Raw genomic sequence first — 26,063 nt, forward strand, 5'->3', positions numbered from 1 at the left:
CTGGCCGCGCCGGAAGCCCGACAGGAAAGAGGGCCGCACCTATGTATGTGGACTGGGAATACTACAAAATCTTTTACTATGTGGCAAAGTATCAGAACTTTACCCGCGCGGCGCGGGTGCTGGGCAATAATCAGCCCAACATCACCCACGCCATGAACCGGCTGGAAAGCCAGCTGAACTGCGTGCTGTTCATCCGCTCCAACCGGGGCGTCACCTTAACGCCGGAGGGAGAGCTGCTGTATTCCCGCATTGCCTCAGCAGCGGTGCAGATACAGGATGCCGAGGAGGAACTGAGCGCCACCGCCACGCTGGAGCACGGTGCCATCAGCATCAGCACCACCGAGACCGCTTTGAACATCTACCTGTCCGAAAAGCTGCGCGCTTTCCATACAGAGTACCCGGGCATCCGGCTGCGCATCTCCAACCACTCCACTCCGCAGGCGGTGCAGGCGGTACGCAACGGCGAGGTAGATTTTGCCATCGTGACCACCCCCGCAGAGGTGGAAAACGGGCTGAAAATGGTAGAGCTGATGCCCTTTTATGAAGTCCTTGTGGGCGGCAGGACCTTTACGGCGCTGGCCAGCCAGACCCTGAGCCTGAAGGAACTGGCCGGTTATCCCCTGATCTGCCTGAACGAGGAGAGCATGACCCGCAGCTTTTACCGGCAGTTCTTTCTGGAGCACGACGCGGTGCTGAAACCTGACACCGAGGCCGCCACCACCGACCAGATGCTCACGCTGGTCAAAAGCGAGTTGGGACTGGCCTTTATGCCAGAGCCCATGGCAGCACCCCTGCTGGCCAGCGGAGAGCTGGTACAGCTGCACTTGCAGGAGATCATCCCCTCCCGCTCCATCTGCCTTGTGTACGACCATCACCGCCCGCTGAACACCGCCGCCCGGAAATTCCAGCAGCTGCTGACCAAGGCCGGGACACGGAGCGCAGAGCGTAAATAAAACCAATACTCCGGGCGTTATTACACGACTGCAATCCTAACGGTTTCTACAAAAGGCTTCCCCCGGTCGGGGGAAGCCTTTTGTTCCGACAGCTTTCAGCCAAAAAGGGCTGCTGCACCAATGATGTGCAACAGCCCCTTTTTTGTTATTTCCGGGCGCTCTGCGTCAGCTCCCGCTGCTCCTCCTGCAGCTCCTGCTTCAGGGTGCGGTCGATCTCCCGGGTCTCCTGCCGGATGGCGGTCAGGTCTTTTTCGATGACCGGGTTCTCCTCCAGCTCTTCCCGTATGAACATCAGCGTAAAGCTGACCAGCAAAAAGCAGCAGGAGAGCCAGATGGCTCTGCCGCCCAGCTGCGCCGCGCTCTTGCTGCCCAGCCCTGCCCCCAACGCGAACAGGAATATGATGCCGAAGTAGCGCACCATCCTATCCTTTGCGTGGGGTTCATGGGACTTGCGCCAGATGCAAAAGGCCTCCACGCCGCTGCGCAGGTCGCCGATGCACATGGTACTGGCAAAGGCGTAGCCGTTCACCTTGCGGAAAGCCTGTACCTGCATGGCGCAGGAGAAGGAAACAATGGCGTTGGCCAGCAGGTTCTGCGATTGCGGCAGAAAGCCCACCGCGAACAGCAGCAGCACCTCGCCCAGCACCACCAGCTGCCGCCAGTGCAGCCGCTGCATCGCCTGAAAGTGCTCCCGCATTTTTTCCGCAGCCAGAACCCCCAGCGCAAAGGCGCACAACGGCACCAGATAGTGCAGCACCTTATCCCACCGGCCATCCATGATATTGGTGCTCAGCAGCACGATATTGCCGGTCTGGGCATTGGCAAACACCTTGCCCCGGAACAGATAGGTGTAGGCATCCTGCAAGCCGCCGGACAGCGAAAGGAACACCGCCGTAAGAAAGGACTCGGACATTTGCCCGTGATGCTTTGTTTTCATACTTGTACCCTCTTTTCGGGCTCTATTATAATACATTTTGCAGCAGTTTCTGATATCATTTTTACATACCGGCTATGTTTTCCGCTCCAAAAGGCACAAAAAGCGCGGGTGTCCTTCCCTATTTCACCGCAATCTGTTAGAATAGGGAAAGAGAATATTGCATACAGGAAGGAGCTCTTATTATGAAGATCGCAATTCCCTACGAAAACGGTCAGGTGTTCCAGCACTTCGGCCACTCTGCGCAGTTCAAGCTGTACACCGCCGAGGAGGGCCGCATTACCGGTGCCGAGGTGGTCTCCACCGACGGACAGGGTCATGGCGCACTGGTGGGCTTTCTGGTGCGCAACGGCGTGAACGTGCTGCTGTGCGGCGGCATTGGCGGCGGGGCACAGATGGCGCTGGCACAGGCCGGCATCCGGCTGTGCGGTGGCATTACCGGCGACGCCGACAGCGCTGCGGCGGCTTATCTTGCCGGCACGCTGGTCTTTGACCCCAACGCCCGCTGCACCCACCACGACCACGAGGAGGGCCACAGCTGCGGCTCTCATGCCTGCCACGCCGACAAGGGCGGCTGCACCGGTAGCTGCCACTAAAGGCCGCTCCCCTTTCCGGGCGGGACGATTTTGAATGCCCTCCGCTTGCGCTCTGGGCATTTTCAGAGGAAAAGATATTTAAATTTCGGGGTTCTGAAAAGCCTGCGGGCTTTTCAGAACCCCTTTTTTCACGGAAAGGAGTAAGCAAAATCGGGCAGCCCGCAGGCTGCCCGATTTTGCTAAAAAATGCTATTCAGAAAAGTACTCAGACCTTCTCGATGGTGATGCTCCACTCGCTGGTCATGGCCTCGTCCGGCTCCAGCACCTCGTGCTTGCCTTCCTCGTTCACGCTGTTGGCCCAGCCGTTCCAAGGCTCCATGCAGACAAAGCTCTCGGCATCCTGCTGCCACAGCACGCCGTTTTCAAAGGTCTCGTCGGCGTCTACGGTCACCTTGTGGCCGTTGCCCTTGTCGGTCAGGGTCATGGGGAACTGCACGCCGGTCAGCAGACGGACAGAGTTGTCTGCGCCCTCCTTGCGGGTGAGGGTGATCTTTTCCGGGGCGGCGGGCTGCTCGCCCTTGGCGTTGTCGGAGCAGGTGGCGCACTTGATGTCGAATTCCACGTTCTCCAGCTTGGAGGCGGTAAAGTAGGGGTGGTAGCCAAAGCTGAAGGGCATATCGGTGTCGCCCTCGTTGATGACGGTCAGGCTGACCAGAGCCTTGTTGCCCTCCAGATTATAGTTGAGCAGCAGGGTGAAATCGAACGGGTAGAGGAACTTGGTCAGCGGGGTGGACTCCAGTGCCAGCGTCACGCCGTCCGGGCCAACGCTTTCCACTTCCCATGCGCACAGGTCGGCAAAGCCGTGGGTCTCCATGGGGTAAGCCTTGCCGTCAAAGATGTGCACGCCGTTGTCCGGGTTGCCGCAGCTGGGGAACAGCACCGGCACGCCAAAGCGGGGACGGTTGCACTCCGAGAAATTGGGGCGGCGGGTCCAGACGAACTCCTCGCCGTCCAGCGTAAAGCTGGTGATCATACCGCCGCGCTCCGGGGTGATGGTGAGGGCGGTCTTTGCCTCGGGGTCGGTGATGACGTACTGCTCGTAGCAGGCGCCGTTCTCGGTGATGTACCGGGTGGTGATCTGATTCATAAGTAAAAGCCTCCTATTATTGCCGCCGGGTCGCCCCGGCGGGTCATTTTTCTTGCTCGGTCTGCCGTGCATCCAGCTTTTTGAAGTAGTAATCGATGCCGTAGCGGATAAAATATTTGATCAATCGTACTACACCATAAATGATAGCCGCATAAAGCAGCAGTGTCAACAGCAGCACTCCATTTGTGCCCAACATTTCATACACTTCCTTTCTTTTTATGCACAAAAAGGCCGCCGTACCGCTTTTTGCCGTACAGCAGCCCTTTTTTCAGTTACAGAACCACGCCGTCCTTGAAGATGGAGATCTCGCGGAAGCCGTGCTTTTCCGCCTTGGTCTGCTCGCCGCTGGCCACGCGGATGACCAGATCCAGCAGATCCTTTGCAGCCTCGTCAATGGTCTTTTCACCGTCTGCGATGACACCGGTGTTGAAATCGATCCAGCCGCCCTTCTTCTCTGCCAGCGGGGTGTTGGTGGAGATCTTCAGGGTGGGAGCCGGAGCGGAGAACGGGGTGCCGCGGCCGGTGGAGAACAGGATCAGGTGTGCGCCTGCTGCCGTCATGGCGGTGGCGGAAACCAGATCGTTGCCGGGGCCGTAGAGCATATTCAGACCCTTGGTCACCACGGGGTCGCCGTAGCCGATGACGTCCATGATGGGGGCGGTGCCGCCCTTCTGCACACAGCCGCAGCTCTTATCCTCCAGCGTGGTGATGCCGCCGGCCTTGTTGCCCGGAGAGGGGTTATCGTACACCACCTCGTTGTGGCTGATGAAGTATTCCTTGAAGCCGTTGATCATGTGCTCGGCCTTGACGAACACTTCCTTGTTGATGCAGCGATCCATCAGGAAGCCCTCTGCACCGAACATCTCGGGCACCTCGGTCAGCACGGTAGAGCCGCCGCGCTGACCCATCATGTCGGAGAAGCGGCCGATGGTGGGGTTGGCGGTGATGCCGGACAAGCCGTCCGAGCCGCCGCACTTCATGCCCACCACCAGCTCCGACACGGGGATGGGCTGGCGCTCAAACTGCCCGGCGTAGGCAGCCAGCTCTTTCAGGATATCGCGGGCGGCGGCAAACTCGTCCTCCACGTCCTGACAGGTCAGGAACTTGACGCGGTCGTGGTCGTACTCGCCCAGCTCTTCCACGAACTGATCGTGCTGCAGGTTCTCGCAGCCCAGATGCAGCACCAGAACGGCAGCAGCATTGGGGTGGCGCACCAGCGCAGCCAGCAGCTTGCGGGTCTGTGCGTGGTCGTGACCGGTCTGGCTGCAGCCGAAGGGATGGGTGAAGGTGTACAGACCCTCGATGGAGCCGGTGACCAGATCCTGATTGTCGGCAACCATCTTCTTGGCGATATCGTTCACGCAGCCCACGGTGGGGATGATCCAGATCTCGTTGCGGATGGCGGCGCGGCCGTCCTTACGGCGGAAGCCCATAAAGGTCTCCGGCTCGACCTTAGGCAGCGGAGCCAGATCCGGGGCGGGGTTGTAGCTGTACTCCACCTCGCCGGACAGGTTGGTGTGCACATTATGGGTGTGCATCCAGGTGCCGGGGGCGGCGTCTGCGGTGGCGTGACCGATGGGGAAGCCGTACTTGATGACGTTCTCGCCGTTCTTAATGGGCTTGACTGCCATCTTGTGACCCTGCGGGATATCCTCCAGTGCGGTGACGGCAAGACCGTCCACCTCCACCAGCGTGCCCTTGGCAATGGGGTGCAGGGCAACGACCACATTGTCGATGGGGCTGATATGAATTGCCTGCGGCATAGTTGTTCTCCTTATCGTATCGCACAAAAGGGCTGCTGCCCAAAGCAGCAGCCCTTTGTTGTGCGGGTAGGTTGATTTTCAGCTTACAGGCAGCTCTTGTAAGCAGCCTCGGCACCCTGGGTGCGGATCATTTCCAGATCTGCCAGCACAGCAGCCTCCAGACCCTCGATCTTGGTCAGATCCTGATCCCACATCTGGGTGTTGGTCAGCACAGCGTGCACCAGCTGCGCAGCGGTGTCGTCCTTGTGTGCGTAGTAGAAGTCCAGAGCCCATGCGTCGTCCTGGATCTTGTAGGTGTTGCCTGCGGGGCGCTTGCAGATCAGGCCGTCTGCGGTGCGCTCCTGAATATCGTTGGAGTAGAAGGCGATGTAGGCTGCCAGAGACATGGTCAGGCACTTGGGCAGCTGCTTCTGCTCCTCGATGTAAGCGAGGAAGGAGGGCATATTGCGAGCCTTCCACTTGGAGGTGGAGTTCAGGGAGATGCTCATCAGCTCGTGGTTGACGAAGGGGTTGTTGAAGCGATCCTCAACAGCAGAGGCAAAGTCTTCCAGATCCTTCTTGTCCAGCGGCAAGGTGGGGATGATCTCCTCGTGCAGCATCTTGTTCATAAAGCCGCGCACGGTATCGTTGTGCATGCAGTCGCGCACGATGTCAAAGCCTGCCAGATAAGCGCCCAGCACAAAACCGGTGTGTGCGCCATTCAGGATGCGGACCTTGCGCTTCTTGTAGGGGGTAACGTCGGGCACGACCATGACGTTGACGCCGGCCTTCTTGAACGGCAGCTTGTCCTCCAGACCTGCGGGGCCCTCGATGACCCAGACGCCGAACACTTCGCCCACGTCCAGAGCGGCATCGTGGTAGCCGTTGGCCTCTTCCAGAGCAGCCAGCTCCTGCGGGTCACGGATGCGGCCCGGAACGATGCGGTCCACCAGAGTGGAGCAGAAGGTGTTGGCGGTGTTCATCCAGTCGATGAAAGCGGGCTCCAGATCCCAATCCTTAGCGTAGTTGTTGCAGCACTTCTGCAGCTCCTTGCCGTTGTTGTCGATCAGCTCGCAGCTCAGGATGACCAGACCCTTATCGGCAGCGCCGTTGAAAGCCTTGTAGCGCTCGAACAGCACGCGGGTCAGCTTTGCGGGGAAGCTGTTGGGGGGAACCTGATCGAACTGGCTGTCGCCCTTGGTGTAGGCAATGCCGGCCTCGGTGGTATTGGATACAACAGTTTCCAGATCCTCAGAGCGAGCCAGAGCCAGAACTTCGTCCCACTTGCCATCGATGTAGGGGCACACGCAGTCAGACACGCAGGAGATCACCCGCTTTGCGTCCACCTTCTGGCCCTTTTCGCTACCGCGCAGGTACAGGGTGTACAGACCCTCCTGCTCGTTGATCCAGTCTGCCATCTGGGGGAAGTTGCCGATGGGCTGCACCAGCTTGACCTTGCCGTTGTAGCCGGCCTTCTCGTTTGCAATATCGTAGAAATAATCCACGAAAGCGCGCAGGAAGTTGCCCTCGCCGAACTGCATCACCTTAACGGGAGCATCCTTCAGGATGTAGCCGTTGTAGCCAGTGCCTTCCAGAACCTTGTAGTTCAAAGTTTCCATCTTATTGATCTCCTTTATAAACTTGCTTTGCATGGCAGGCTCTCGTTTTCCCTGCCATCTTCTGCTCCTATTTTATGCTGTTGTATACAAAGAAGTCAAGTGTTTTGTGCAATGTTTTTAGTCCAAAAATGGCCATTCAGCGCATTTCCAGCGGTTTGTACAATTCCAAGGGTGAAATTTTGGCAGTTTTTCAGTTGTATACATCGGCGTTTTCCGGTATACTAAGGATAAGGCAGCCTGCCCGTTCCAAGCAGGTGCAATTTCATGCCCGTTTTTGTCTAAATTTTAACAAATTCATCAGAGAAAAGGAGTTAAAATCCCATGAAAGCATTTATGGATAAGGACTTCATGCTCCAGTCTGCTACCGCACAGCATCTGTATCACGACTATGCAGCTGCTATGCCCATCTGCGACTATCACTGCCATATTCCTCCCCGCGAGATCTACGAGAACCGCCGCTTCGAGAACATTACTCAGGTGTGGCTGGGCGGCCGTAACCCGGACGGCAGCTACTTCGGCGATCATTATAAGTGGCGCGTGATGCGTTCCAACGGCGTGCCCGAGGAGTACATCACCGGTGATAAGCCCGACCGCGAGCGCTTCCAGAAGTTTGCCGAGGCTCTGCCCATGGCCATCGGCAATCCCATGTACCACTGGACCAATCTGGAGCTGCACGTTTTCTTTGGCTACGACGGCGTGCTGAACGGCGACACCTCTGAGGAAGTGTGGAACCTGTGCAACGACAAGCTGCAGCACGATCCCAAACTGACCGTCCGCGGCCTGATCGAGCAGAGCAACGTGGCCTTCATCGGCACCACCGATGACCCCATCGACGACCTGTACTGGCACAAGAAGATCAAGGAAGATCCCACCATCAAGTTCACCGTGGCTCCCTCCTTCCGCCCGGATAAGGCCCTCAACATCAACAAGCCCGGCTTTGCTGAGTACATGGCTAAGCTGGCTGCCGTTGTGGGCAAGGAAAAGCTGGCCTGCATCGACTGCGTGACCGATGCCCTGACCAAGCGCATCGAGTTCTTTGCTGAGATGGGCTGCCGCGCTTCCGACCATGGTCTGGATTATGTTCCCTACCGTGAGGCCACCAAGGACGAGGTGAACGCCATCTACCAGAAGGTGATGAAGGGCGAGAGCTGCACCGTGGAAGAGGCTGAGAAGTACCAGACCTACATCCTGATCCATCTGGGCAAGCAGTACCATCGTCTGGGCATTGCCATGCAGATCCACTACAACTGCCTGCGCGGCGTGAACCGCAAGATGAACAGCCTGCTGGGCCCCGACACCGGCTTTGACATGATCAACACCGCCACCTGCGGCGGCGAGATCGCACAGCTGCTCAGCGCCCTGAACGACACCGACGAGTGCCCCAAGACCATCATCTACAGCCTGAACCCCGCCGACGATGCACAGATCGGCACCATTCTGGGCTGCTTCCAGAACAGCGAGGTGCCGGGCAAGATCCAGCACGGTTCTGCATGGTGGTTCAACGACCACAAGATCGGCATGGAGGATCAGATGATCCGTCTGGCAAGCCTTGGCCTGCTGGGCAACTTTGTGGGTATGCTGACCGACAGCCGCAGCTTCCTGAGCTACACCCGTCACGATTACTTCCGCCGCATCCTGTGCAACATCATCGGCCAGTGGGTCGAGGATGGCGAGTATCCCAACGATGAGAAGGCTCTGGAGAAGATCGTCAAGGGCATCTGCTTCGACAACGCAAAGCGTTACTTCAACCTGTAAGCGCTTTCCCCTTTTCCTGAACTGAATCTCCGCGCCGCCCGCAGACAGCTTTGTCTGCGGGCGGCGCTTTGTTTTGCCCTTTTACGTCCAAAATGCACCGGATGTTCCTGTTTTTTCACCTTTTATCGGTTGTTTTCCGTCTTTTTCTACAACTTCTCCGTTATCCCTTGACTTCCCCGTATAAGGGGAGTATATTTTTGCATGGCATTCAGGCCATATTACTGTATTTTTTGATGGAGGAAACCCATGAACGGTTTAAAAGAAGCCTTCAGCCGCGAGAATCTGCTGAAGGATCTAAATTTCTTTGCCCTGTTGAACCTCGGTCTTGTGCTTACGGCAGTGGGCATCGTATATTTTAAAAATCCCAACCACTTCGCCTTCGGCGGCACCTCCGGCCTGTCCATCCTGCTGGCAGACCTGTTCCCCCGCATCAACGTGGGCGGCTTTATGTGGATCATCAACATCGTGCTGGTGGTGCTGGGCTTTATCTTTTTGGGCGTCAAGTGCATGGGCTGGACGATCTACTCCTCCTTTGCGCTCTCCTTTTTCGTGTCCGGCTGCGAGTGGCTGTACCCCTCCGGCGTGTCCCTGAGCGGCGACGCCATGCTGGATCTGGTGTTCGCGGTGTTCCTGCCCGCGCTGGGCGCTGCCATCGTGTTTGACATCGGCGCCTCCACCGGCGGCACCGACATCGTGGCGCTGATCCTTGCCAAGTACACCTCCATGGAGATCGGCAAGGCGCTGATGGTCAGCGATATCCTCATCGTGCTGGCGGCCGCCGTGCGGTTCGGTATGGGCACCGGCCTGTACTGTATCCTCGGCCTTATCGGCAAGTCCTTCGTGGTGGACGGTGCCATTGAAAACATCCGCCTGCGCAAGGTGTGCACCATTATGACTGCGAACCCGCAGCCCATTCTGGACTTCATCATCCACGATATGAACCGCTCTGCCACTGTGGAAAAGGCCTACGGTGCCTACACCCACCACGAGCTCAGCGTGCTGGTGACCGTGCTTACCCGCCGTCAGGCTTTGCAGCTGCGCAACTTCCTGCGGGAGAACGACCCGCACAGCTTTATCACCATCGTCAACTCCAGCGAGATCATCGGTAAGGGCTTCCGCTCCTTCAACTAAGACCGCTTCGTATCCTTTTTCATCCATTTTCCGCTAAAGGCTTCCCCCGGCCGGGGGAAGCCTTTATTCAGAGGATTGCCCCCCGCCGCACAAGTCCATACTTGAAGAAAAACGCAAAATAGTGTATTATATAGTATTATGAGTATAAGGGGCACGCTGTGTGCCCTGACAGGGGGAACCTATATGGCTGATAAAAACTTTCTGACAGATATCATCGATGCCGACCTTGCCGAGGGCAAGGTGCAGCAGATCCACACCCGCTTCCCGCCGGAGCCCAACGGCTATCTGCACATCGGCAGCGCCAAGGCCATCTATATCAACTGGTCCATCGCCAACCAGTACGGCGGCAAATTCAACCTGCGTCTGGACGACACCAACCCCGCCCGCGAAGGCGAGGAGTATGTCAACAGCATCATCGAGGATCTGCACTGGCTGGGTGCTGACCCCAACGGCGGCATCTTCTACGGCAGCGATTACTTTGATAAGTGCTATGAGTACGCCGAGAAGCTGATCACCGAGGGAAAAGCCTATGTGGACGACCTGACCCGCGAGGAGATGCGCGAGTACCGCGGCTCCGATGCCGGCAAGCCCTCCCGCCCGTCCCCGTGGCGCGACCGCAGCCCGGAAGAGAACCTTGACCTGTTCCGCCGGATGCGTGCCGGTGAGTTCAAGGAAGGCGAAAAGACCCTGCGCGCCAAGATCGATCTGGCAAGCCCCAACATGAATATGCGCGACCCGGCCATCTACCGCATCAAGTACGCCGAGCATCACCGTCAGGGCAGCAAGTGGTGCATCTACCCCATGTACGACTTCGCCCACCCCATTCAGGACGCCATCGAGGGCATCACCCACAGTATGTGCAGTCTGGAGTTCGAGAACCATCGCCCGCTGTACAACTGGGTCATTGAGAACATCTTCGGTGCCGAGTTCCCCAAGCAGCGCGAGTTCGCCCGCCTGAACATGACCAACACGGTCATGAGCAAGCGCTACCTGCGCGAGCTGGTGGAGATGGGCATCGTGGACGGCTGGGACGATCCCCGTATGCCCACCCTGTGCGGTCTGCGCCGCCGCGGCTACACCCCCACCTCCATCTTCACTTTCGTGCGGGAGGCCGGTATCTCCAAGTCTGACAACCTGATCGATATGCGCCAGCTGGAAGCCTGCATCCGCAGCGAGCTGGACCTGACCGCACAGCGCCGCATTGCCGTGCTGGAGCCGGTCAAGCTGGTGGTGGACAACTACCCCGCCGACAAGACCGAGTACTTTGACGTAGCCAACAACCCCAACCGTGAAGCCAACGATACCACCACCCGCAAGGTCGCCTTTACCCGTGAGCTGTGGATCGACGCCGAGGACTTTGCCGAGGTGCCGCCTCCCAAGTTCAAGCGTCTGACCGTGGACGGCGAGGTGCGTCTGATGGGTGCTTATATCGTCAAGTGCACCGGCGTGGACAAGAACGCCGACGGCAGCATTGCCGCCATCCACTGCACCGCCGACCTCGAGACCGGCAACGGCAACCCCGCCGACGGCCGCAAGGTCAAGGGCACCATCCACTGGGTAAGCGCTGCGCACTGCGTGGACGCCGAGGTGCGTCTGTACGACAAGCTGTTCACCGAAGCCAACATGAACGGCATCCCCGAGGGCAGCGATTACAAAGACTACCTGAACCCGGAAAGCGTTACCGTACGCACCGGCTGCAAGCTGGAAGAGAGCCTGAAGGACGCAAAGCCCGGCGAAAAGTTCCAGTTCGTGCGCACCGGCTTCTTTACCCCGGACAGCAAGAACCCCGGCGTGTACAACCGTGTGGTCACCCTGCGTGACAGCTTCAAGCCCGCAAAATAATCACCCGCAAGGAGAAGATACCATACCATGACCGCAAAAATGACCCGTAATATCCTGCTTATGCTGGTGGCCACCGTGCTGATGGGCATTGTGCTGAACCTGTATATCCACAACACCGGCACCGTACCCGCTGCCGACAACGCCGCTCCCCTGACCGACGGCAGCTACACCTCTGCTGCACAGGGCTGCATGGGCGAGGTGACTGTCACAGTCACCGTGACCGGTGGCAAGGTGACCGCCGTGCAGGTGGACGCTTCTGCCGAGACCCCGGAGCTGGGCGGCAAAGCCGCTGAGACACTGGCTGCGCAGCTGACACAGACCGGCTCCACCGCCGGTGCAGACGCTATAACCGGTGCTACCCTGACCAGCGAGGCCATCTTTACCGCCATGGACGCCTGCCTTGCGCAGGCGCAGTGATGCTGTAAACCACAGAAACAAAAACTGCCGCACAGTTGTGCGGCAGTTTTTTGTTTTACAGTGTGCTTTGCAGCCGTGCGCCGCTGGCGTACTGGGTGCGGCGGTCCATCTGGTTATCCAGCGGCTGACCGGCGGCATAGCGCCTGAGGTTGTGCGCAAAGATATCCACGATGTTGTCCAGCGTCTTGGGCAGGCTGAAGCCGCCGGTGACATGGGGCGTGATGATCACGTTGGGCTCTGCCCACAAGGGATGCTCCGGCGGCAGCGGCTCGGGGTCGGTCACATCCAGCCCTGCACCGGAGAGCTGCCCGCTGTGCACCGCCGCCGCCAGTGCCTCGCCGTCCACAGCAGTGCCCCGTCCCACATTGAGCAGGATGGCGCCGGGCTTGCAGAGCGCCATCCGCCCGGCGTTGAACAGATGCCGTGTCTCCGGCGTGTCAGGCAGGCTCAGCGCCACAAGGTCGGCCTGCGGCAGCTCTGCGTCCAGTTCGCTCTGCGCCACCACACGGGTGCAGTAGTCCGGGCAGGGGGTGTCTGGGTGCACGGTGCGGCGCACGCCCACCACCTCGGCTCCCAGCGCATGAGCCCGCCGGGCAAAGTTAGAGCCGATATCGCCCATGCCCACGCACAGCACCCGGCTGCCCGCGATGCTGCCCACAGAGTGGCCGGTGGGCGCCCAGCGGTGCTCCCGCTGGTTATCCCGGTAGGTGGGCAGCTCCTTGAGCAGGCTGAGCCACAGCGCCAGCATACACTCGCTGATGGCCAGCCCGTAAGCGCCGGTGGCGTTGGTCACGATGCAGCCCTCCGGCAGCACCCCCGGCTCCAGATAGTTATTAGGGCCGGCTGCGTTGGACTGGAACCACTCCAGATGATCGTTTTGCCGGATCAGCGGCACCGGCAGGTTGCCCAGCACGGCATCGGCCCACAAAGCATCCTCTGCCGTGGCGGTGTCCGGGGTGGTAAAACGGTATTCAAAGCCCTGCACCGTCTCAATGCGGACTCTCTGCTCTGCACTGATGGGCAGGCAGACAAGGATATGTTTAGACATAATAGGGTCTCCTTCCCTCTTTTTGTCTATCATACCGCAAACTGCGCGGCGGTACAAGGGGCGGTTCTGTACTTTCAGGCGCATCCCGTAAAAGAACAACGCCGGGCAACCCGAAAGCTGCCCGGCACCGCATTATCTTTCAGTCCAGTGCACGGATGGCGTCCATCGTGCATTGATACTGCTCTTCCACCTTTGCAAACTGCTCCTGTGTGCCCTCCAGCTGCCCGGCGCGCAGGGTCTCGGTCAGGGTATAGGCGGGCGCATACAGGTTGGAAAAGCCAAGATTCTGGCAGACGCCCTTGAGGGTATGCGCCCCACGAAATGCCTCTTTTACGTCTCCCCTGCGCAGCGCTTCCTCCAGGATCTGAAAGCTGTCGTCCTGCAAGAACATCCGCACGAATTTGCCGATCATGGCTTCGTTGTGCAGCCGCCCCAGCACCTCCTGATAGTCTGCGCCCATCTTTTTATAGCATTCCTGTATCGTCATCGCTTACGCCGTGCCTTTCTTTTCAGCCTCTGTCTAATTTCCCACCGCCACACTTCCCGGCGATATAGTGCTATGATAGCACCTTTCCAGCCAGCTTGCAACTAGAGCGCAACAAATTTTGTGTTCTGTCCAGTTTTTGCATCCGCTTTTCGGCAGTTGCACCAAAACCTCACCTTTTTGCAAAAGATGCCCGTCATCGCCCGCTTCCTCACTGCTGCTTTTATTGGCTGAAAAAGTCGAAAAGCACCAATGCCCCTAACTGCGGATTCTGTATTGACGAACCGCGCAAAAAAAGATATACTATATTCTGGCGGTGCAGCCGTGCCGCCAGATGCCGGGGTGTTGCGCAGTTGGTAGCGCGCCTGCTTTGGGAGCAGGAGGCCGCGAGTTCGAGTCTCGCCACTCCGATCCTGCAAACGCACGTTGATTCGATGAGGATCAGCGTGCGTTTTTGTTTTGTTGTTGAAATTGCCGGGAGGATATCTGAAAGTGTGCAAAAACTGCGCACACTGCAAGACCGTTTTCCAAAAACAGAGTAGCCTTTTTCTATTTCCTCCCCTTTTGCGGGATTGATAAAAGCCCACAAGTGCGGTATACTGAATAGTACTTTATTCGAGCGAAGTAAGGAGGTGCGGCCCATGGCGATCGGTGTGCCCCGCCCGCTGGCGATAGAAAAACCGCAGGCCGTAGATCTTGTACAGGCGGCGCGGTATTTCGGCGCGCACGGCGAACCGGACGCTACCACGCTGGCACTGCTGCAAAAATGCGCCGTGCCGTTGCTGGCGGCGGCGATGCCCCGGGCGGTGTGGCTGCTGGCAGACACCCCTGCCCTGACCGAGGCCGGGCTTCTGCCCGGCGAGGATGTGCACAAGCACCTGACCGGCTGCGGGCAGGCCATTCTGCTGGCGGTGACGCTGGGTCCCGGGGTGGATGCCCAGATCCGCCGGGCAGGCGTTGGCGATATCGCCGCCGGGGTAGCCTCCGATGCCTTGGGCAGCGCACTGGCCGAGCAGGCCGCCGATGCCGCCGAGGCGCAGCTGCGCCAGTGGGCGGCCACGGAGGGAAAGTATCTGACCGGGCGCTTTTCGCCCGGCTACGGCGATTGGGACATCGCGGTGCAGCCGATGGTGGCAGCGGCACTGGACACCGTGCGCAAGGCCGGGCTGTGTGTCACCGACACCAACCTGATGACCCCGCGCAAGAGCGTGACCGCCCTGCTGGGGGTCAGCGACCACCCGGTAAAAGGACAACTGGCCGGGTGCGGCCATTGCGTGCTGCGCACCCGCTGCGAATACAGAAAGAGGGGAAAGACCTGTGCAAGTGAATGAACTTTTCAGACAGAGCAATACCATCCTGCTGGACGGCGGCATGGGCACCATGCTGCAAGCTGCCGGGCTCAAGCTGGGCGCACGCCCGGAGGAACTGAATATCACCGACCCGGCGCTCATCGAGGGCATCCATGGGCAGTACGCTGCGGCGGGCAGCCGCATCGTCAACGCCAACACCTTCGGCGCTTCTGCCCACAAGCTGGCAGGCAGTGCTTACACGCTGGAGCAGGTCATCACCGCAGGCATTGAAAACTGCAAGCGCGCCTGTGCGCCCTACGGTGCGCTGACCGCGCTGGACGTAGGCCCGCTGGGCGAGCTGCTGGAACCCAGCGGAACGCTGGCCTTTGAGGATGCTGTGGCTGAGTATGCCCGCATCGTCAAGGCAGGCGAAGCCGCCGGGGCAGACCTGATCTTTTTCGAGACCTACACCGACCTGTATGAGCTGAAAGCCGCCCTGCTGGCTGCCAAGGAAAACACCCATCTGCCCATTCTGGCCAGCATGAGCTTTGAAGCAGGCGGGCGCACCTTTACCGGCTGCACAGTGGAAAGCTTTGCCGCCACCGCCCGGGGCTTGGGGGCAGACGCCGTGGGCATCAACTGCTCGCTGGGACCCAAAGAGATCTTTCCTATGGCAAAGCGGCTGGCAGAAGCCGTGCCCGGCAACTTCCCGGTGTTCGTCAAGCCCAACGCCGGTCTGCCCCGGGCGGACGGCAGCGGCTACGATATCACCCCGCAGCTGTTTGCCTTGCAGATGAAGCCCTACCGGGAGCTGCGCCTGTTTGCCGCCGGCGGCTGCTGTGGCACCACCCCGGAGTTCATCAAGCTGCTCAACGGCACCTTTGCAGGCTGCACCCCGGGGCGTCCCGCGCACCGGATGCCCTCAGTGCTGTGCACCCCGGTGGACACGGTCACGGTGGACGGCATCACAGTGGTGGGCGAGCGCATCAACCCCACCGGCAAAAAGCGCTTCCAGCAGGCATTGCGGGAAGGCGACATGAACTATGTGCTGGAGCAGGCCGTCAGTCAGGCAGAGGCCGGTGCGCAGATTCTGGACGTGAACGTGGGCGCACCCGGCGTAGACGAGCCGGTGCTGATGGAGCAGGTGGTCAAGGCGCTGCAAAGCGTGACCAGCCTGCCTTTGCAGCTGGACTCCTCCAACGTGGAAGCGCTGGCGCGGGGTCTGCGGGTGTACAACGGCAAGCCCATCGTCAACTCCACCAACGGCGAGCTGGAAAAGCTCGCCGCCATCCTGCCGCTGTGCAAGAAGTACGGTGCCGCCATCGTGGGTCTTGCCATCGACGAAAAAGGCATCCAGCCCAAGGCCGCAGACCGTGTGGCCATTGCCCGCCGCATCACCGAGGCAGCGCTGGCAGCGGGCATCCCCCGGGAGGATATCTACATCGACTGCCTTACCCTGACCGCCAGCGCCCAGCAGGAGGATGTGCTGGCCACGGTGCAGGCGCTGGAAGCCTGCAAAAAGGAGCTGGGAGTGCGCACCGTGCTGGGCGTGTCCAACATCAGCTTTGGTCTGCCCTGCCGCACCTACCTGAACACCACCTTTTTGACCATGGCCATGTACGCCGGGCTGGACCTTGCCATCATGAACCCCTCCAGCGAAGAGATGATGGCGGCGGTGTACGCCTACAACGTGCTGACCAACCGGGACAAGCAGAGCACAAAGTACATAGAGCGCTTTGCCGACCGTGTGCCCGCCAGCACCGCGCTGGCACAGGCTGCAAAAGCCGTGCCTGCCGCCAGTGCTGCCGAAGCAGAACTCACCGGTCCCTACGCCGCCCTGATGAAAGCGGTGGAAAAGGGCTTGAAGGGTGATGCCGCCGCCCATACCCGTGCCCTGCTGGCGGAAAAGCAGCCGCTGGAGGTGGTGGACGAAGCCTTGATCCCCGCTTTGGACATCGTGGGTGCCAAATACGAAAAAGGCACCCTGTTCCTGCCGCAGCTGCTGCAGGCTGCCAGCGCCGCCCAGAGCGCCTTTGAGGAGATCAAGACCGCCATTGCCCAAAAGGGCGAGGGCAGCGCCAGCAAGGGACGTATCGTCCTTGCCACCGTCAAGGGCGACGTGCACGACATTGGCAAGAATATCGTCCGGGTCATTCTGGAAAACTACGGCTTTGAGGTGCTGGATCTTGGCCGGGACGTACCGGTGGAGACGGTGGTGGACACCGTGCGGGAAAAGGACGTGCATCTGGTAGGCCTTTCCGCCCTGATGACCACCACCCTGAAAAGCATGGAGGAGACCATCGCCGCCCTGCACGCCGCTAAGCTCGACTGCAAGATCATGGTAGGCGGTGCCGTGCTGACCCCGGAATACGCTGAGAAGATCGGCGCGGACTGGTACGCCAAAGACGCCAAGCGCAGCGCCGACATCGCCAAGGAGTTCTTTGGAGTGTAACGCGGAAAAATTTCAGATTCAGACTGCTGAAAAGCGCGGACTTTTCAGCAGTCTTTTTTCATGGGCAGGGCGTTTATCGCAATTTTCAAAAACAGTGCCTGTCAAAACGGCATATTTGCGATATGCAGTTTGCGGATGTTGCTCGGACATTATAAACGCAAACTGCAATATTTGCAAACTGTTCAAAATTACCACAAAGAATTGCCACGATTGTCTGGCATAATAAGGGTGCACTCAGGGAGAACGGAACGGATATCCCCCATAACCTCCGAAAGGTTCTCCCCGCAAAGCCCATGCAGGCACATTTTCCTGCGGATGCGGCCGCAGCAGCGGCGCACAGCAGGCCCATAAAAACTGTCTCCCGTTTCTATGCGAGGCAATAGCCAGAACGGCGGACAGACTACCAAATCCCTCCTGATCAAGCCGCAATGTTCAGGGGTTCCTATACAGCAGGCAGTGTCGCTTTCCTCCTCCTTTCCACGACACTGCCTGCTTTTTGTTTGCGCATTTTTCCGTGAAATGCAAGAAAGCGCCGGGCGGAAGAACCCCCCTGCCGCCCGGTCTCCTGTACACAAAAACCGCCCCGGCTTCCATCACGGAAACCGGGGCGGTTCGTTTGCTTTATGGGTACTTTTTTCAGGCGCTCGCGCAAAACCTTGCGAGGGGTCTTTTGGTAAGCCCCGCGTATGCGGGGAAAAGTAGTCCATCATGCCGCGGAAGTTGGCGTTGCAGGGATCACCCCCGCGCATGCGGGGAAAAGATTTGTTGTTGCGTATATCCACGCAATAACATAGGATCACCCCTGCGTATGCGGGGAAAAGGAGCAGTGGCTCCGCACCGGCGAGGGAGAGATGGGATCACCCTCGCGTATGTATGCGGGGAAAAGACTAAAAAGGTCCCGTAGCACCGTGTCTCCCGTTGCTATTGTACCGCTGTTTCCTTCAGTTTGCAATAAACCTGTTGTATCAAATGGCAATCCGGCAGGGCGCGATGCTCCACTTTTTCTGCCAGCTGAAAATGCTGCGGCAGCGCCTGCAGGTCCGGCCGGATCATGCCCGGCATCTCGTCCCTCTCAGTTTCCTCCGCGCATAACGGTCATCAGTCCAAGGCCATAGGCCTTGCCGCGCCCTATGCCCTGACACAGCAGCGCCCGGAACTGCTCTGCATCGGTCACCTGTAAAACACCCTCATAGGTCACTGCCAGCAGGGTCACCGGCCGGGTGCCGTGCTTGGCAAAATGCTGCCACTGCACCCGGGTCACGGTAAATTCCTCCTCCCGCAGGGCAAAGCCGTGCTTTTCAGCGCGCTCCAACAGCCACTGCTTCTGGTACTGTGTTGTGCAATGTGCGGCCACGGTTCCCCGCACTGCGGGGTTTTGGGGGTCTTTGCAGCTTTTGGTGGGGTTTGCAGTCAGCCGAAACTGCCAGCAGATGCCCGGCTCCACCCGCTGCAAAAGCGGGTCGTAACTGCGGGTCTCCGCAGCCGCTCCGGTGCCAAACTGCTCCACCACGCCGGTCAACTCCGGTGCATCCTCGCTGAGCAGCAGCAGATACAGCCGCTCTCCCAGACGATCCAACCGCCACAGCCTGCGGCGGCGCTCCCCTGCAAAAGCGCTTTCCACTGCGCCATGCAGTTTTTGCGGTGCCGCCAGCGCAGCCATGGTGCTGCGGCGGGTGGGATCGAGTTCTACCCGTGATAAATACATTCTCTCGCCCCCTTTTTACAATTCCCGGAACGGATCGTGCTCCGTAGTCTCCGGGCTGTCCGGCATCTTCTGCCAAAGCTCCCGTACCGAGCGGTAGCCGTACTGCCGATGATGCGGGTCAAAGCTCACCGGCACATCCCGCTGCGGAGCCGTGCCCGGCTCCAGCGGATCGGCGTCCAATAGAATCCGGCTCTGCCGTCCCGGGCACAGGGGCGGTTCCGCTTGCAGCACCTCCTGCAAGCTGCCCGGGCGTACACCCAGACAGAGCGGCAGGGTAGGCGGACAGCAGCGGCGGCCGAGATACAGCGGAAACGCCGGGTGCAGCAGTGCCTGCTGCAGCTGCTGCAAAAGGGCGGTGTCGGTGCTTTCGATCCCGGCCAGAAACACGGCATCCTGCAAATAATGGCGGTAGGTCACATAAGAGGCCTTTTCGTCCTGCGTCTTTGCCGTGTGGTAGTCCACCAGCAGCTGCCCTTCCCGCTCCACGCGGACGCCGAACCGCAGCCCGGTCAGCCGGGTCAGCGCTTCGCGCTCGTCCCGCCGCAGTCCAAGGGCTGCTGCCAGCAGGCCGATCACGCCGCTCTTGGTGGGTTCCCGGCCCGTCTTGCGGGTCTCAAATTTAGAGTCCGCGCCCCACGCCTGCAAAGGCGCTGCCAGCCGAAGCAACAGCGTTGCCATTACCCCACCTCATTTCCGGCAAGCGCATCCCGGACAGCCTTTTCCAGTGCGTCCAGCATCGCCTTTGCCGTCTGCGCCGGAGCCAGCACCTCCAGCCCGCTGCCCACGGTAAAGCTTTGCGCCGGAGCCTCGGCAAAGCTGCTGTACATCTGCTGCGCATACTGCGCCAGTGCTGCCTTGGAAGGTGCGGCGTAACCCTGCGCACTGCGGGGCACGGGCTGCTCGAATGCGCCGCACAGGTTCACCGGCTGATCCTCCCGCAGGGTCACATATACCGCGTCCGGCAGAGTGCGGTTTGCAAAGGTGTTCTGCTTGCCGGTGGGCATGGAGAAGAGGAACGCCTCACCAAAGGCCCGCACCGTATCCGCTGCCTGCGCTGCACCCAGCTGCCCGGCCAGCTCCATCACGTTCACCGTAGCATAGCGGTACAGGGTGGAGGAGTTGTACTCCACCGTGCCCAGATGGCCTGCACCGGCGTTGTCCTCTGCCTGACAGTCATCCACGGCGGTAAAGTAATCGTACTCGTTCTGCACAGCATGGGTGGAGATGCTGTGCGCCACCTGCGCAGCGGCGTCATAGTTCAGAGAAGGGTCATCTGCCACCATGCGGCCAAACAGCACCATGTCCATCGAGGGCGCTGCTTTCAGGGCATCCCGATACTGCTTTTTATCCGCAGAGCCCTCCACAGCCAGCTCTGCCAATGCCTTTGCCTGCGCAGTGCTCATGAAGAACAGTGCCTTGGTGCCCTTGTCGTCGCTCTTGATGCCCGCATTCTCCAGCGTTTTCTTTGCCAGCTTGTCCGCATCCAGTTCCGGGGCCAGTGCAAGGATCTGCGCCTTCACCAGTTCTGCGGCCTTTTTGGTGCGCTTGCCCACGTCCAGCTGAGCATTCTCCGCAAAGGCTGCACGCATGGCGTGCTTCCATGCCTGTGAGGATACCCGGGCACGGGTCACACCGCCGTACACTGCCGTTTTGGGGCTGCCGGTATCGTCCCGGTTGATGCAGCTGGGCGGGACGGTCTGCAAAATGTGGAAATCAACATACAGGCGCTTCTTCATGGTCAAGTCTCCTTTTCTTTCTCTTCCGGTGCAGGCTTCGGGTCGCGGTACAGGTCCTGCCCCCACCGCAGACGGACATTGGCGGGGGTCTGCGCATACCGCGGGTCGGTGCATTGCAATTCATACAGGTCTGCCGCAAGCTGCGGATAGTCCAGCGGGATGCCGCCATCCTTTGCCGCACTCAACAACTGGATCATGCCCCGCAGATGGTGGCTGATCTCGGTAATTTCTTCTGCGGTGGCCAGCGCATTGAACCGCCGGAGCACACTGGCCTCGGTCCAGTCCTGTCCGGCACTGTTCCGCTCTGCCAGCTGCCGCACCGCACGCCCCAGCGTGTTGCCGGGGCAGTTCATGGGGCGGTCATTCCCCTGCTGATGCACAGCATACAGGGTCAGGGCAAGGTAGACCGCCCACTCTGCCGCCGAGGGAGCACTGCGCCCCTGAAAGCTTTCCGGCATTCCCAGCAAAAAGCATCCCCACAGCTCCGGCAGCTCGCCGGGTGCGTGGCCGATACCCCGCCGCAGCTTTGCCAGTTCTGCCCGCCGCTGGTTGTCCGGCAGAGCCTGAAGCCTGTGCAGCTGCTGCGCCGCATACAGTTTGACGTCCTGTGTTTTCATACAATTCCCCCTTTATGGTTCTGTTTTGGGATAGATTTCCCAAAGCCTTGTGCGGAAATGATTATAGGCCTTTGGCGCGGTATACAGAATGGTGCGCTCGGTCTTTTTATCCTTATCCACCACAATGCGGCGTCCCTTTAGGGCGGCGTTTCCGGCCTCCATCACCATCTGCTTTCCCAGCTTTTCCGCGATGCTGCGCGCCTGCGCCTGCCAGCGCAGTGCCGCCTCATCCGGGTCGTCCTGCTCCGGGTCGATCGCCTGCAGCCACTGCCGGAAGGGCTGGTCCACCGCAAAGTAGAACTGTGCACGAACCGCGCCGCCTGCATTTTCATTCCGGTCACCGGCGGCAATTGCCAGCTCCTGTGCAAAACGCCCGATCAGCGCCGCTGTCTGTTCACAGCGCTCGATTTCTCTGACGATCCGGCTCTGCCATGGGCGCCCTATCTCATCCAAAATCCCTGCCTGAAAGGTCAGGCTGTCGCTGAAAGAATCATTTACAAAGAAGTCCTTATCGCCATATTGGACACCGGAGATGCGGAAATGTATCTTTCTGCGGGGATCCAGAAGTTTCAATCTCTTTTCCTGCAACTTTTCGATCCAGCATACAACGCCCGGGCGATGCCCGCTGTCCTGACAAAAGACCGCCGAGAACTCCCGCCAGAATTGTTTGGCCGGGTCATGACGGCAGGGCACAAACACCACCGGTTCATTTTTCTTGATTGGCATCGTGCGCCAGATGGTCATCTGTTCGGCAAAGACGTTTTCTCTGGGAAAGAAATCTCCTCCCAGCAGACAGAACCCATCTACATTCTCCCCTGTCCTGTGCAGCAACAGCCTTCTGGATTGCAGGGTGAGCAGCTGTGCCGGGTTATCCGGGCAGCAAATTTCTGTCCGTTCCGCGCTCTTTGGTGCTTCCAATTCCCAACAGGGCTTGCTTTCGCCCCAGCATTCCCGGCCGTCGCGCAGCAGCGTCAGGTTCAGCATCAGGGTCTCGTACAGATTATCACCCTGTGCCTGAATAAAACCGATCTTGCCCAGCCACCCGGCTCCTACGGACGGAAGTCCCTTTCCTTTTGGCTTTGCGGAGGTGTCATCATAGCCGTTCACGCACAGCAGCCACCGCGCCGCCTGCGGATAGTTCAGCTGTTCCTTGCTCTGCCCCGCATACAGCGGAAAGAGCCGGAGTTTATTGCTGCTTTCCGACATTTCACCGTTGAGTTTGGCCGCACCGTATTCCGTGCCGATCTTTGCCTGCGGCACCTGCCAGAAGGGGTGTGTCGGGTGGAACAGCCAGAAGCGGTCCTTCCACTGCTCCAGATAATCCCGGACAGGCTCTGCCGGGAAATGCCCCAGCTGCCACAGCACGCTCCAGCGCTCCAGTGCATCATCGCTCTGCATCAGCGGGCGGGGCGCTCCCTTTGCATCCACCCGGGAGAACACGGTGAACAGCACCGCCAGCAGCAGCCGCAGCACGGCGGCGTTCTGGGTGGGCATCTCGCCCGCAAGGTCCACATAATCCTGCGCCGACACCAGTGCCTCGGTCAGGGACACCTCCCGCACCGTGTTGTCCCGCAGCCGCACCCGTATCCACGGTTCGGTCAGCAGATTGAATTCAATTTCCTTCATCCGTCTCCTCCTTTTGGTAATACAGGCCGTTTTCACGGTCATAACAAAGTTCCATGCCCACAAGTCGGGCAGTCAGGTTTTCATCCAGCAGCAGGATCAGTTCTCCGTGCAGCAGCGGCGACAGCTGCCACGCCGCAAGGCGGCTGCGGTTGTCCGCTTCCAACTCCCGGATGACCCCGTCCACCTTCCACGCCTTGCCGAACACCGCCGGGAGCCGCAGCTTCTGCCGGGCGATCTTCAGTGCCGTTTCCGGTGGGGGCGGGCTGTCGGCAGCTACGGCACTGCCGCCCTCCTGCCACGGCAGAAAGTGGATGCTGCCGTCTGCCCGGCACTGCATTACCAGCACCTCTACCGAGGGGTCGCCGTCCCGCACTGCCGCCCGCGCCGCCGGGTCGGAGCAGGCGCCCTCGTTCTGCATCCAGTCGTCCAGCGTGTTCAGCTGCGCCAGCCGGTGCGTTTCCGGCTGCGGCACAAGGTATGCTTCGGCGCGTGCTTTCTTTTTCTCCTGTGTCTGCTCATATACGCAGCGCATTTCCTCGCCCTGCGCCCCGCCGGGAGCTTCCCGCTCCCAGCCGTAGACCCGCTGCACCAGCGGAGAGATCTCCTCTGGCAGCCGGATGCTCCGGGGCAGTGCCTCCCGGGTGCGCCAGAGCAGCCACTGTCCATATACCGCCTCGCTGCCCGCGTCAAAGGCATCTTCCCCGGTGTCCAGCACCGCGCAGCAGGCCTGCTGCAACGGAGCGGGGCGGCTGCGGCGGTGACGGTGCAGCCGCCCGATACGCTGCAGCAGCAGATCCATGGGGCAAAGCTCTGTGACAAGAACGTCCAGATCAATGTCCAGCGACTGCTCCATCACCTGCGTGCCCACCACGATCAGGTCGTTCCGGCACTCCGGTGCAGAGCCCTTGCCGATGCGTGCCATCAGCTGGTTTTCCCGCGCCGCGCGGTCCGGCATCAGGAACTGCGCATGGAACAGCTGCACCTCTTTGTCCGGCAGGCTTTCCCGCAGCAGCTGCGCAATCTTCTGCGCTTTTTTGACCGTGTTTACGATCACTCCTGCGCAGCCGCCCTCGGCCAGCTTCCGGCGCAGCAGCGCGGGCAGCTCCGGCTCTGTGAGCGTAGTCAGCTGCACCGTTTGACCGGGTGCAGCCGGTGGGATGGCCGTCTGCTTTACCTCTGCACCATCCGTCCATGTCAGCAGCGGATAGCCGCAGCTGGTTTCCCACGGAGCGTCCGGGGCGGCCTTTTTCTGCTGGTAGGCCTCGACCAGCTCTGTGCGCCGCCGGGCGGGCAGGGTGGCCGACAGCAAAATGACCGGCACCTTGTACCAGCCCAGCCATTCCAGTGCGCGGTCCAGATAGCAGTTCATGTAGGTATCGTAGGCGTGGCACTCATCAATAATGACCACCTTGCCCGCAAGCCCCAGATGCCGCAGCATAACGTGCTTCTGGGCAAGTGCCGCCAGCAGCAGCTGATCCACTGTGCCAATCACGAAGTTTGCCAGCAGTGCCTGCTTGTTTCCCCGAAACCACTGGTGTACCTGCACCTGATGCTCTTCCTGCGCGTCCTCCTCCAGCTGCACCCCGCGCCCCTGCAGCCGCAGATAGCACTCATTCAGTTCCGCCATGCCGTGCGCCAACTTTATAGCCTGCGGCAGCGTCTCCTCAGACTGCGTGTCTGCCCAGCCAAGCAGCCGGGGAAAGATGCCGTTTGCCGTGGCCTGTGTGGGCAGCCCGAAAAAGACACCGCCCAGCCCGAACCGGCTGGCCATGATCTCCGCAGCGGCCAGCGCCGCCTCGGTTTTGCCCACGCCCATCTGTGCTTCCAAAATCAGAATGCCCGGTTCCGCTGCGGTATCTGCAGCTTCCAGAACAGCCCTCTGCACCGCATTGGGCGCAAAGCCGAACCGCACCGCAAACTCCTGCGGGTCTGCGATGCCCGGCTGTGCCTCCCACGGGAAGGGCAGCGCCAGCTTTTCCCACGCCCTGTCCACCCGCGCCGGGTAGTCCTCCATGCTGCCCAGCTCCTCTACCGGGATCAGGGGGAAGTATTCCGTATTGCTGGCGATCCAGTCTGCCATGATCAGAAGTCCGGTCAGAAGCACTTCCTCCTGCGGGTCCAGGTCGTACAGTTCCGCCGTATCATCAAAGCCGCAGTCCTGCAAAACAGTCATGAGCAGTTCTGTCCAGAAGCCCTGCCAGACCTTTTCCTGTCCCTTGGGGTAGTAGTTGCTCTCCCAGCACTCCAACTGGTCATCGACCGCCGCGCAGCTCTGTGGCCTGCCGTGATGCGCTCCCACAATGGAGGCTAGCCCGCCGGGACAATCATTCCACAACAGAATTGCCTCGCCCGCCCGGGCATGCGGCGACTCCCGGCGGTTCTGTTCAGGACAGTCCAGCGGCGTCAACATTTCCAGCCGCTGCCGCGCCTCCGGCAGCGTGCGCAGGATATTTGCCTGAAAGGCTACCGTAGCCTTGCCTATATCATGGATCCCGCCCAGAAACCGGGCATGCGCGAGCAACGCTTCCTCGCGCTCAAAGCCCATGGCCCGTTTTGCACTTTCCGGGAGCCACTGCCGGACCAGCCGCTCCATGATGCCCGCCGTATCCCACAGGTGCATCCAGAGCGGCAGCCACAGGCTGGTATTCTCCGGGTCCGTTTTACCAGCCAAAAGCCTTGTTTTATTCAACGTCCAGCGCATTTTTGCTCCTTTTCCGGTGTGTGCTTTCCGTGTACCGAGCATAGCAGATAATGTGTACTATAATCCGTACTTTTTGCATTTTATCTCCGCAAATGAAAAAAGCGGCACACCGGGTCGTGCCTCATCAAAACGAAAGTGTCCTTGCAAGGTAAAGAAAACTGCTATTTATGGCCCTGTTCCGCCTTCTGTTCCAAAGATACGCTTCTGCCCTTCTGCTGTCAATGACGCTGCGCCAATTCATCAAAGCTACAAAAAAACGATTTCTTTTTTGTATAAAAAACCGCCCCGGCTTCCATTGCGGAAACCGGGGCGGTTCATTCTGTTTATTG

22 protein-coding genes and 1 tRNA gene are annotated in these 26,063 nt (G+C 59.8%); 9 read left to right on the forward strand and 14 right to left on the reverse strand.

Annotated elements, in window-relative coordinates; genetic code table 11:
- The first annotated feature begins 41 nt into the window (after positions 1–41).
- Positions 42–953: a LysR family transcriptional regulator gene (locus MTP43_RS11580; RefSeq protein ID WP_113620812.1), complete on the forward strand. Its 912-nt coding sequence runs from the start codon at positions 42–44 to the stop codon at positions 951–953.
- 145 nt (positions 954–1,098) lie between these two features.
- On the opposite strand, the gene MTP43_RS11585 is transcribed toward MTP43_RS11580, so the two are convergent.
- Positions 1,099–1,890: a YoaK family protein gene (locus MTP43_RS11585; protein ID WP_112120961.1), complete on the reverse strand. Its 792-nt coding sequence runs from the start codon at positions 1,888–1,890 to the stop codon at positions 1,099–1,101.
- A gap of 182 nt (positions 1,891–2,072) precedes the next feature.
- On the opposite strand from MTP43_RS11585, the gene MTP43_RS11590 reads away from it, so the two are divergent.
- A complete protein-coding gene (locus tag MTP43_RS11590; protein ID WP_005920779.1) occupies positions 2,073–2,483 on the forward strand; it encodes a NifB/NifX family molybdenum-iron cluster-binding protein in 411 nt (136 codons plus the stop codon).
- 205 nt (positions 2,484–2,688) lie between these two features.
- Here MTP43_RS11590 and MTP43_RS11595 read toward each other — a convergent pair whose 3' ends face one another.
- From MTP43_RS11595 to MTP43_RS11610, 4 genes are all read right to left on the reverse strand, one after another.
- Positions 2,689–3,570, reverse strand: a complete 882-nt coding sequence (locus MTP43_RS11595) for an aldose epimerase family protein (protein ID WP_249234832.1) — start codon at positions 3,568–3,570, stop codon at positions 2,689–2,691.
- A gap of 43 nt (positions 3,571–3,613) precedes the next feature.
- Positions 3,614–3,766, reverse strand: coding sequence for a hypothetical protein (locus tag MTP43_RS11600; RefSeq protein ID WP_005920785.1), 153 nt, complete (start codon positions 3,764–3,766; stop codon positions 3,614–3,616).
- A gap of 76 nt (positions 3,767–3,842) precedes the next feature.
- Entirely contained in the window at positions 3,843–5,333 is a 1,491-nt protein-coding gene (locus MTP43_RS11605; RefSeq protein WP_117526433.1) for a UxaA family hydrolase, read from the reverse strand.
- Positions 5,334–5,416: 83 nt separating this feature from the next.
- Positions 5,417–6,931 carry a tagaturonate reductase gene (locus MTP43_RS11610; RefSeq protein ID WP_097783182.1) on the reverse strand — a complete coding sequence of 505 codons (1,515 nt, stop codon included), beginning with the start codon at positions 6,929–6,931 and terminating at the stop codon, positions 5,417–5,419.
- A 321-nt stretch (positions 6,932–7,252) separates the two neighbouring features.
- Between MTP43_RS11610 and uxaC the strand changes: the two genes are divergently transcribed.
- From uxaC to MTP43_RS11630, 4 genes are all read left to right on the forward strand, one after another.
- A complete protein-coding gene (uxaC, locus tag MTP43_RS11615; RefSeq protein ID WP_117526431.1) occupies positions 7,253–8,686 on the forward strand; it encodes a glucuronate isomerase in 1,434 nt (477 codons plus the stop codon).
- A gap of 246 nt (positions 8,687–8,932) precedes the next feature.
- Positions 8,933–9,817 (forward strand): YitT family protein, encoded by an 885-nt coding sequence (locus MTP43_RS11620; protein ID WP_015537478.1) that lies wholly within the window; start codon positions 8,933–8,935, stop codon positions 9,815–9,817.
- A 183-nt stretch (positions 9,818–10,000) separates the two neighbouring features.
- Positions 10,001–11,659 (forward strand): glutamine--tRNA ligase/YqeY domain fusion protein, encoded by a 1,659-nt coding sequence (locus MTP43_RS11625; RefSeq protein ID WP_113620809.1) that lies wholly within the window; start codon positions 10,001–10,003, stop codon positions 11,657–11,659.
- 27 nt (positions 11,660–11,686) lie between these two features.
- Positions 11,687–12,076: an FMN-binding protein gene (locus tag MTP43_RS11630; protein ID WP_117526429.1), complete on the forward strand. Its 390-nt coding sequence runs from the start codon at positions 11,687–11,689 to the stop codon at positions 12,074–12,076.
- 55 nt (positions 12,077–12,131) lie between these two features.
- Here MTP43_RS11630 and MTP43_RS11635 read toward each other — a convergent pair whose 3' ends face one another.
- Positions 12,132–13,124 carry a D-2-hydroxyacid dehydrogenase gene (locus MTP43_RS11635; RefSeq protein WP_117526427.1) on the reverse strand — a complete coding sequence of 331 codons (993 nt, stop codon included), beginning with the start codon at positions 13,122–13,124 and terminating at the stop codon, positions 12,132–12,134.
- Between the two features lie 139 nt (positions 13,125–13,263).
- A complete protein-coding gene (locus tag MTP43_RS11640) occupies positions 13,264–13,611 on the reverse strand; it encodes an Hpt domain-containing protein (RefSeq protein WP_113992570.1) in 348 nt (115 codons plus the stop codon).
- Between the two features lie 335 nt (positions 13,612–13,946).
- Here MTP43_RS11640 and MTP43_RS11645 point away from each other — a divergent pair.
- From MTP43_RS11645 to MTP43_RS11655, 3 genes are all read left to right on the forward strand, one after another.
- Positions 13,947–14,019, forward strand: a tRNA-Pro gene (locus tag MTP43_RS11645).
- A gap of 230 nt (positions 14,020–14,249) precedes the next feature.
- Positions 14,250–14,939, forward strand: a complete 690-nt coding sequence (locus MTP43_RS11650; protein WP_117526425.1) for a methionine synthase — start codon at positions 14,250–14,252, stop codon at positions 14,937–14,939.
- Complete coding sequence (locus MTP43_RS11655) at positions 14,926–17,349, forward strand: homocysteine S-methyltransferase family protein (protein WP_117529839.1); 2,424 nt, start codon at positions 14,926–14,928, stop codon at positions 17,347–17,349. Before MTP43_RS11650 ends, MTP43_RS11655 begins: the two co-directional genes overlap by 14 nt.
- Before the next feature lie 921 nt (positions 17,350–18,270).
- Here MTP43_RS11655 and MTP43_RS11660 read toward each other — a convergent pair.
- From MTP43_RS11660 to cas3, 7 genes are read right to left on the reverse strand one after another with little or no spacing between them, the layout of a single operon-like run.
- The gene (locus MTP43_RS11660) at positions 18,271–18,411 is read right to left on the reverse strand and encodes a hypothetical protein (protein WP_181967323.1); all 141 of its coding nucleotides are present in this window, start codon (positions 18,409–18,411) and stop codon (positions 18,271–18,273) included.
- Between the two features lie 10 nt (positions 18,412–18,421).
- Entirely contained in the window at positions 18,422–19,054 is a 633-nt protein-coding gene (cas6e, locus tag MTP43_RS11665; protein ID WP_113620804.1) for a type I-E CRISPR-associated protein Cas6/Cse3/CasE, read from the reverse strand.
- Positions 19,055–19,069: 15 nt separating this feature from the next.
- Complete coding sequence (gene cas5e / locus MTP43_RS11670) at positions 19,070–19,732, reverse strand: type I-E CRISPR-associated protein Cas5/CasD (RefSeq protein WP_113620803.1); 663 nt, start codon at positions 19,730–19,732, stop codon at positions 19,070–19,072.
- On the reverse strand, positions 19,732–20,790 hold the full coding sequence (cas7e, locus tag MTP43_RS11675) for a type I-E CRISPR-associated protein Cas7/Cse4/CasC (RefSeq protein WP_113620802.1): 1,059 nt from the start codon (positions 20,788–20,790) through the stop codon (positions 19,732–19,734). Before cas7e ends, cas5e begins: the two co-directional genes overlap by 1 nt.
- A 2-nt stretch (positions 20,791–20,792) precedes the next feature.
- Positions 20,793–21,407 carry a type I-E CRISPR-associated protein Cse2/CasB gene (gene casB, locus MTP43_RS11680; protein ID WP_113620801.1) on the reverse strand — a complete coding sequence of 205 codons (615 nt, stop codon included), beginning with the start codon at positions 21,405–21,407 and terminating at the stop codon, positions 20,793–20,795.
- 12 nt (positions 21,408–21,419) lie between these two features.
- Positions 21,420–23,033, reverse strand: coding sequence for a type I-E CRISPR-associated protein Cse1/CasA (gene casA / locus MTP43_RS11685; protein ID WP_113620800.1), 1,614 nt, complete (start codon positions 23,031–23,033; stop codon positions 21,420–21,422).
- On the reverse strand, positions 23,020–25,734 hold the full coding sequence (cas3, locus tag MTP43_RS11690) for a CRISPR-associated helicase Cas3' (RefSeq protein WP_249234833.1): 2,715 nt from the start codon (positions 25,732–25,734) through the stop codon (positions 23,020–23,022). The genes casA and cas3 overlap by 14 nt, the downstream gene beginning before the upstream one ends.
- Between the last annotated feature and the right edge of the window lie 329 nt (positions 25,735–26,063).

The sequence above is a fragment of the Faecalibacterium sp. IP-1-18 genome (genome assembly GCF_023347355.1).
Lineage (GTDB): Bacteria > Bacillota > Clostridia > Oscillospirales > Ruminococcaceae > Faecalibacterium > Faecalibacterium prausnitzii.

Excerpts from the sequence above, each read along its gene's own strand:
- MTP43_RS11660 (WP_181967323.1), bottom strand. The coding sequence starts at position 18,411 with ATGCCGGGCATGATCCGGCCGGACCTGCAGGCGCTGCCGCAGCATTTT.
- MTP43_RS11585 (WP_112120961.1), bottom strand. The coding sequence starts at position 1,890 with ATGAAAACAAAGCATCACGGGCAAATGTCCGAGTCCTTTCTTACGGCG.
- casA (WP_113620800.1), bottom strand. The coding sequence starts at position 23,033 with ATGAAGGAAATTGAATTCAATCTGCTGACCGAACCGTGGATACGGGTG.
- casB (WP_113620801.1), bottom strand. The coding sequence starts at position 21,407 with ATGAAAACACAGGACGTCAAACTGTATGCGGCGCAGCAGCTGCACAGG.
- MTP43_RS11590 (WP_005920779.1), top strand. The coding sequence starts at position 2,073 with ATGAAGATCGCAATTCCCTACGAAAACGGTCAGGTGTTCCAGCACTTC.
- MTP43_RS11620 (WP_015537478.1), top strand. The coding sequence starts at position 8,933 with ATGAACGGTTTAAAAGAAGCCTTCAGCCGCGAGAATCTGCTGAAGGAT.
- MTP43_RS11650 (WP_117526425.1), top strand. The coding sequence starts at position 14,250 with ATGGCGATCGGTGTGCCCCGCCCGCTGGCGATAGAAAAACCGCAGGCC.
- uxaC (WP_117526431.1), top strand. The coding sequence starts at position 7,253 with ATGAAAGCATTTATGGATAAGGACTTCATGCTCCAGTCTGCTACCGCA.
- MTP43_RS11600 (WP_005920785.1), bottom strand. The coding sequence starts at position 3,766 with ATGTTGGGCACAAATGGAGTGCTGCTGTTGACACTGCTGCTTTATGCG.
- cas3 (WP_249234833.1), bottom strand. The coding sequence starts at position 25,734 with ATGCGCTGGACGTTGAATAAAACAAGGCTTTTGGCTGGTAAAACGGAC.
- MTP43_RS11580 (WP_113620812.1), top strand. The coding sequence starts at position 42 with ATGTATGTGGACTGGGAATACTACAAAATCTTTTACTATGTGGCAAAG.
- MTP43_RS11605 (WP_117526433.1), bottom strand. The coding sequence starts at position 5,333 with ATGCCGCAGGCAATTCATATCAGCCCCATCGACAATGTGGTCGTTGCC.
- MTP43_RS11630 (WP_117526429.1), top strand. The coding sequence starts at position 11,687 with ATGACCGCAAAAATGACCCGTAATATCCTGCTTATGCTGGTGGCCACC.
- MTP43_RS11595 (WP_249234832.1), bottom strand. The coding sequence starts at position 3,570 with ATGAATCAGATCACCACCCGGTACATCACCGAGAACGGCGCCTGCTAC.
- MTP43_RS11625 (WP_113620809.1), top strand. The coding sequence starts at position 10,001 with ATGGCTGATAAAAACTTTCTGACAGATATCATCGATGCCGACCTTGCC.
- MTP43_RS11610 (WP_097783182.1), bottom strand. The coding sequence starts at position 6,931 with ATGGAAACTTTGAACTACAAGGTTCTGGAAGGCACTGGCTACAACGGC.
- MTP43_RS11640 (WP_113992570.1), bottom strand. The coding sequence starts at position 13,611 with ATGACGATACAGGAATGCTATAAAAAGATGGGCGCAGACTATCAGGAG.
- MTP43_RS11635 (WP_117526427.1), bottom strand. The coding sequence starts at position 13,124 with ATGTCTAAACATATCCTTGTCTGCCTGCCCATCAGTGCAGAGCAGAGA.
- cas5e (WP_113620803.1), bottom strand. The coding sequence starts at position 19,732 with ATGGCAACGCTGTTGCTTCGGCTGGCAGCGCCTTTGCAGGCGTGGGGC.
- cas6e (WP_113620804.1), bottom strand. The coding sequence starts at position 19,054 with ATGTATTTATCACGGGTAGAACTCGATCCCACCCGCCGCAGCACCATG.
- cas7e (WP_113620802.1), bottom strand. The coding sequence starts at position 20,790 with ATGAAGAAGCGCCTGTATGTTGATTTCCACATTTTGCAGACCGTCCCG.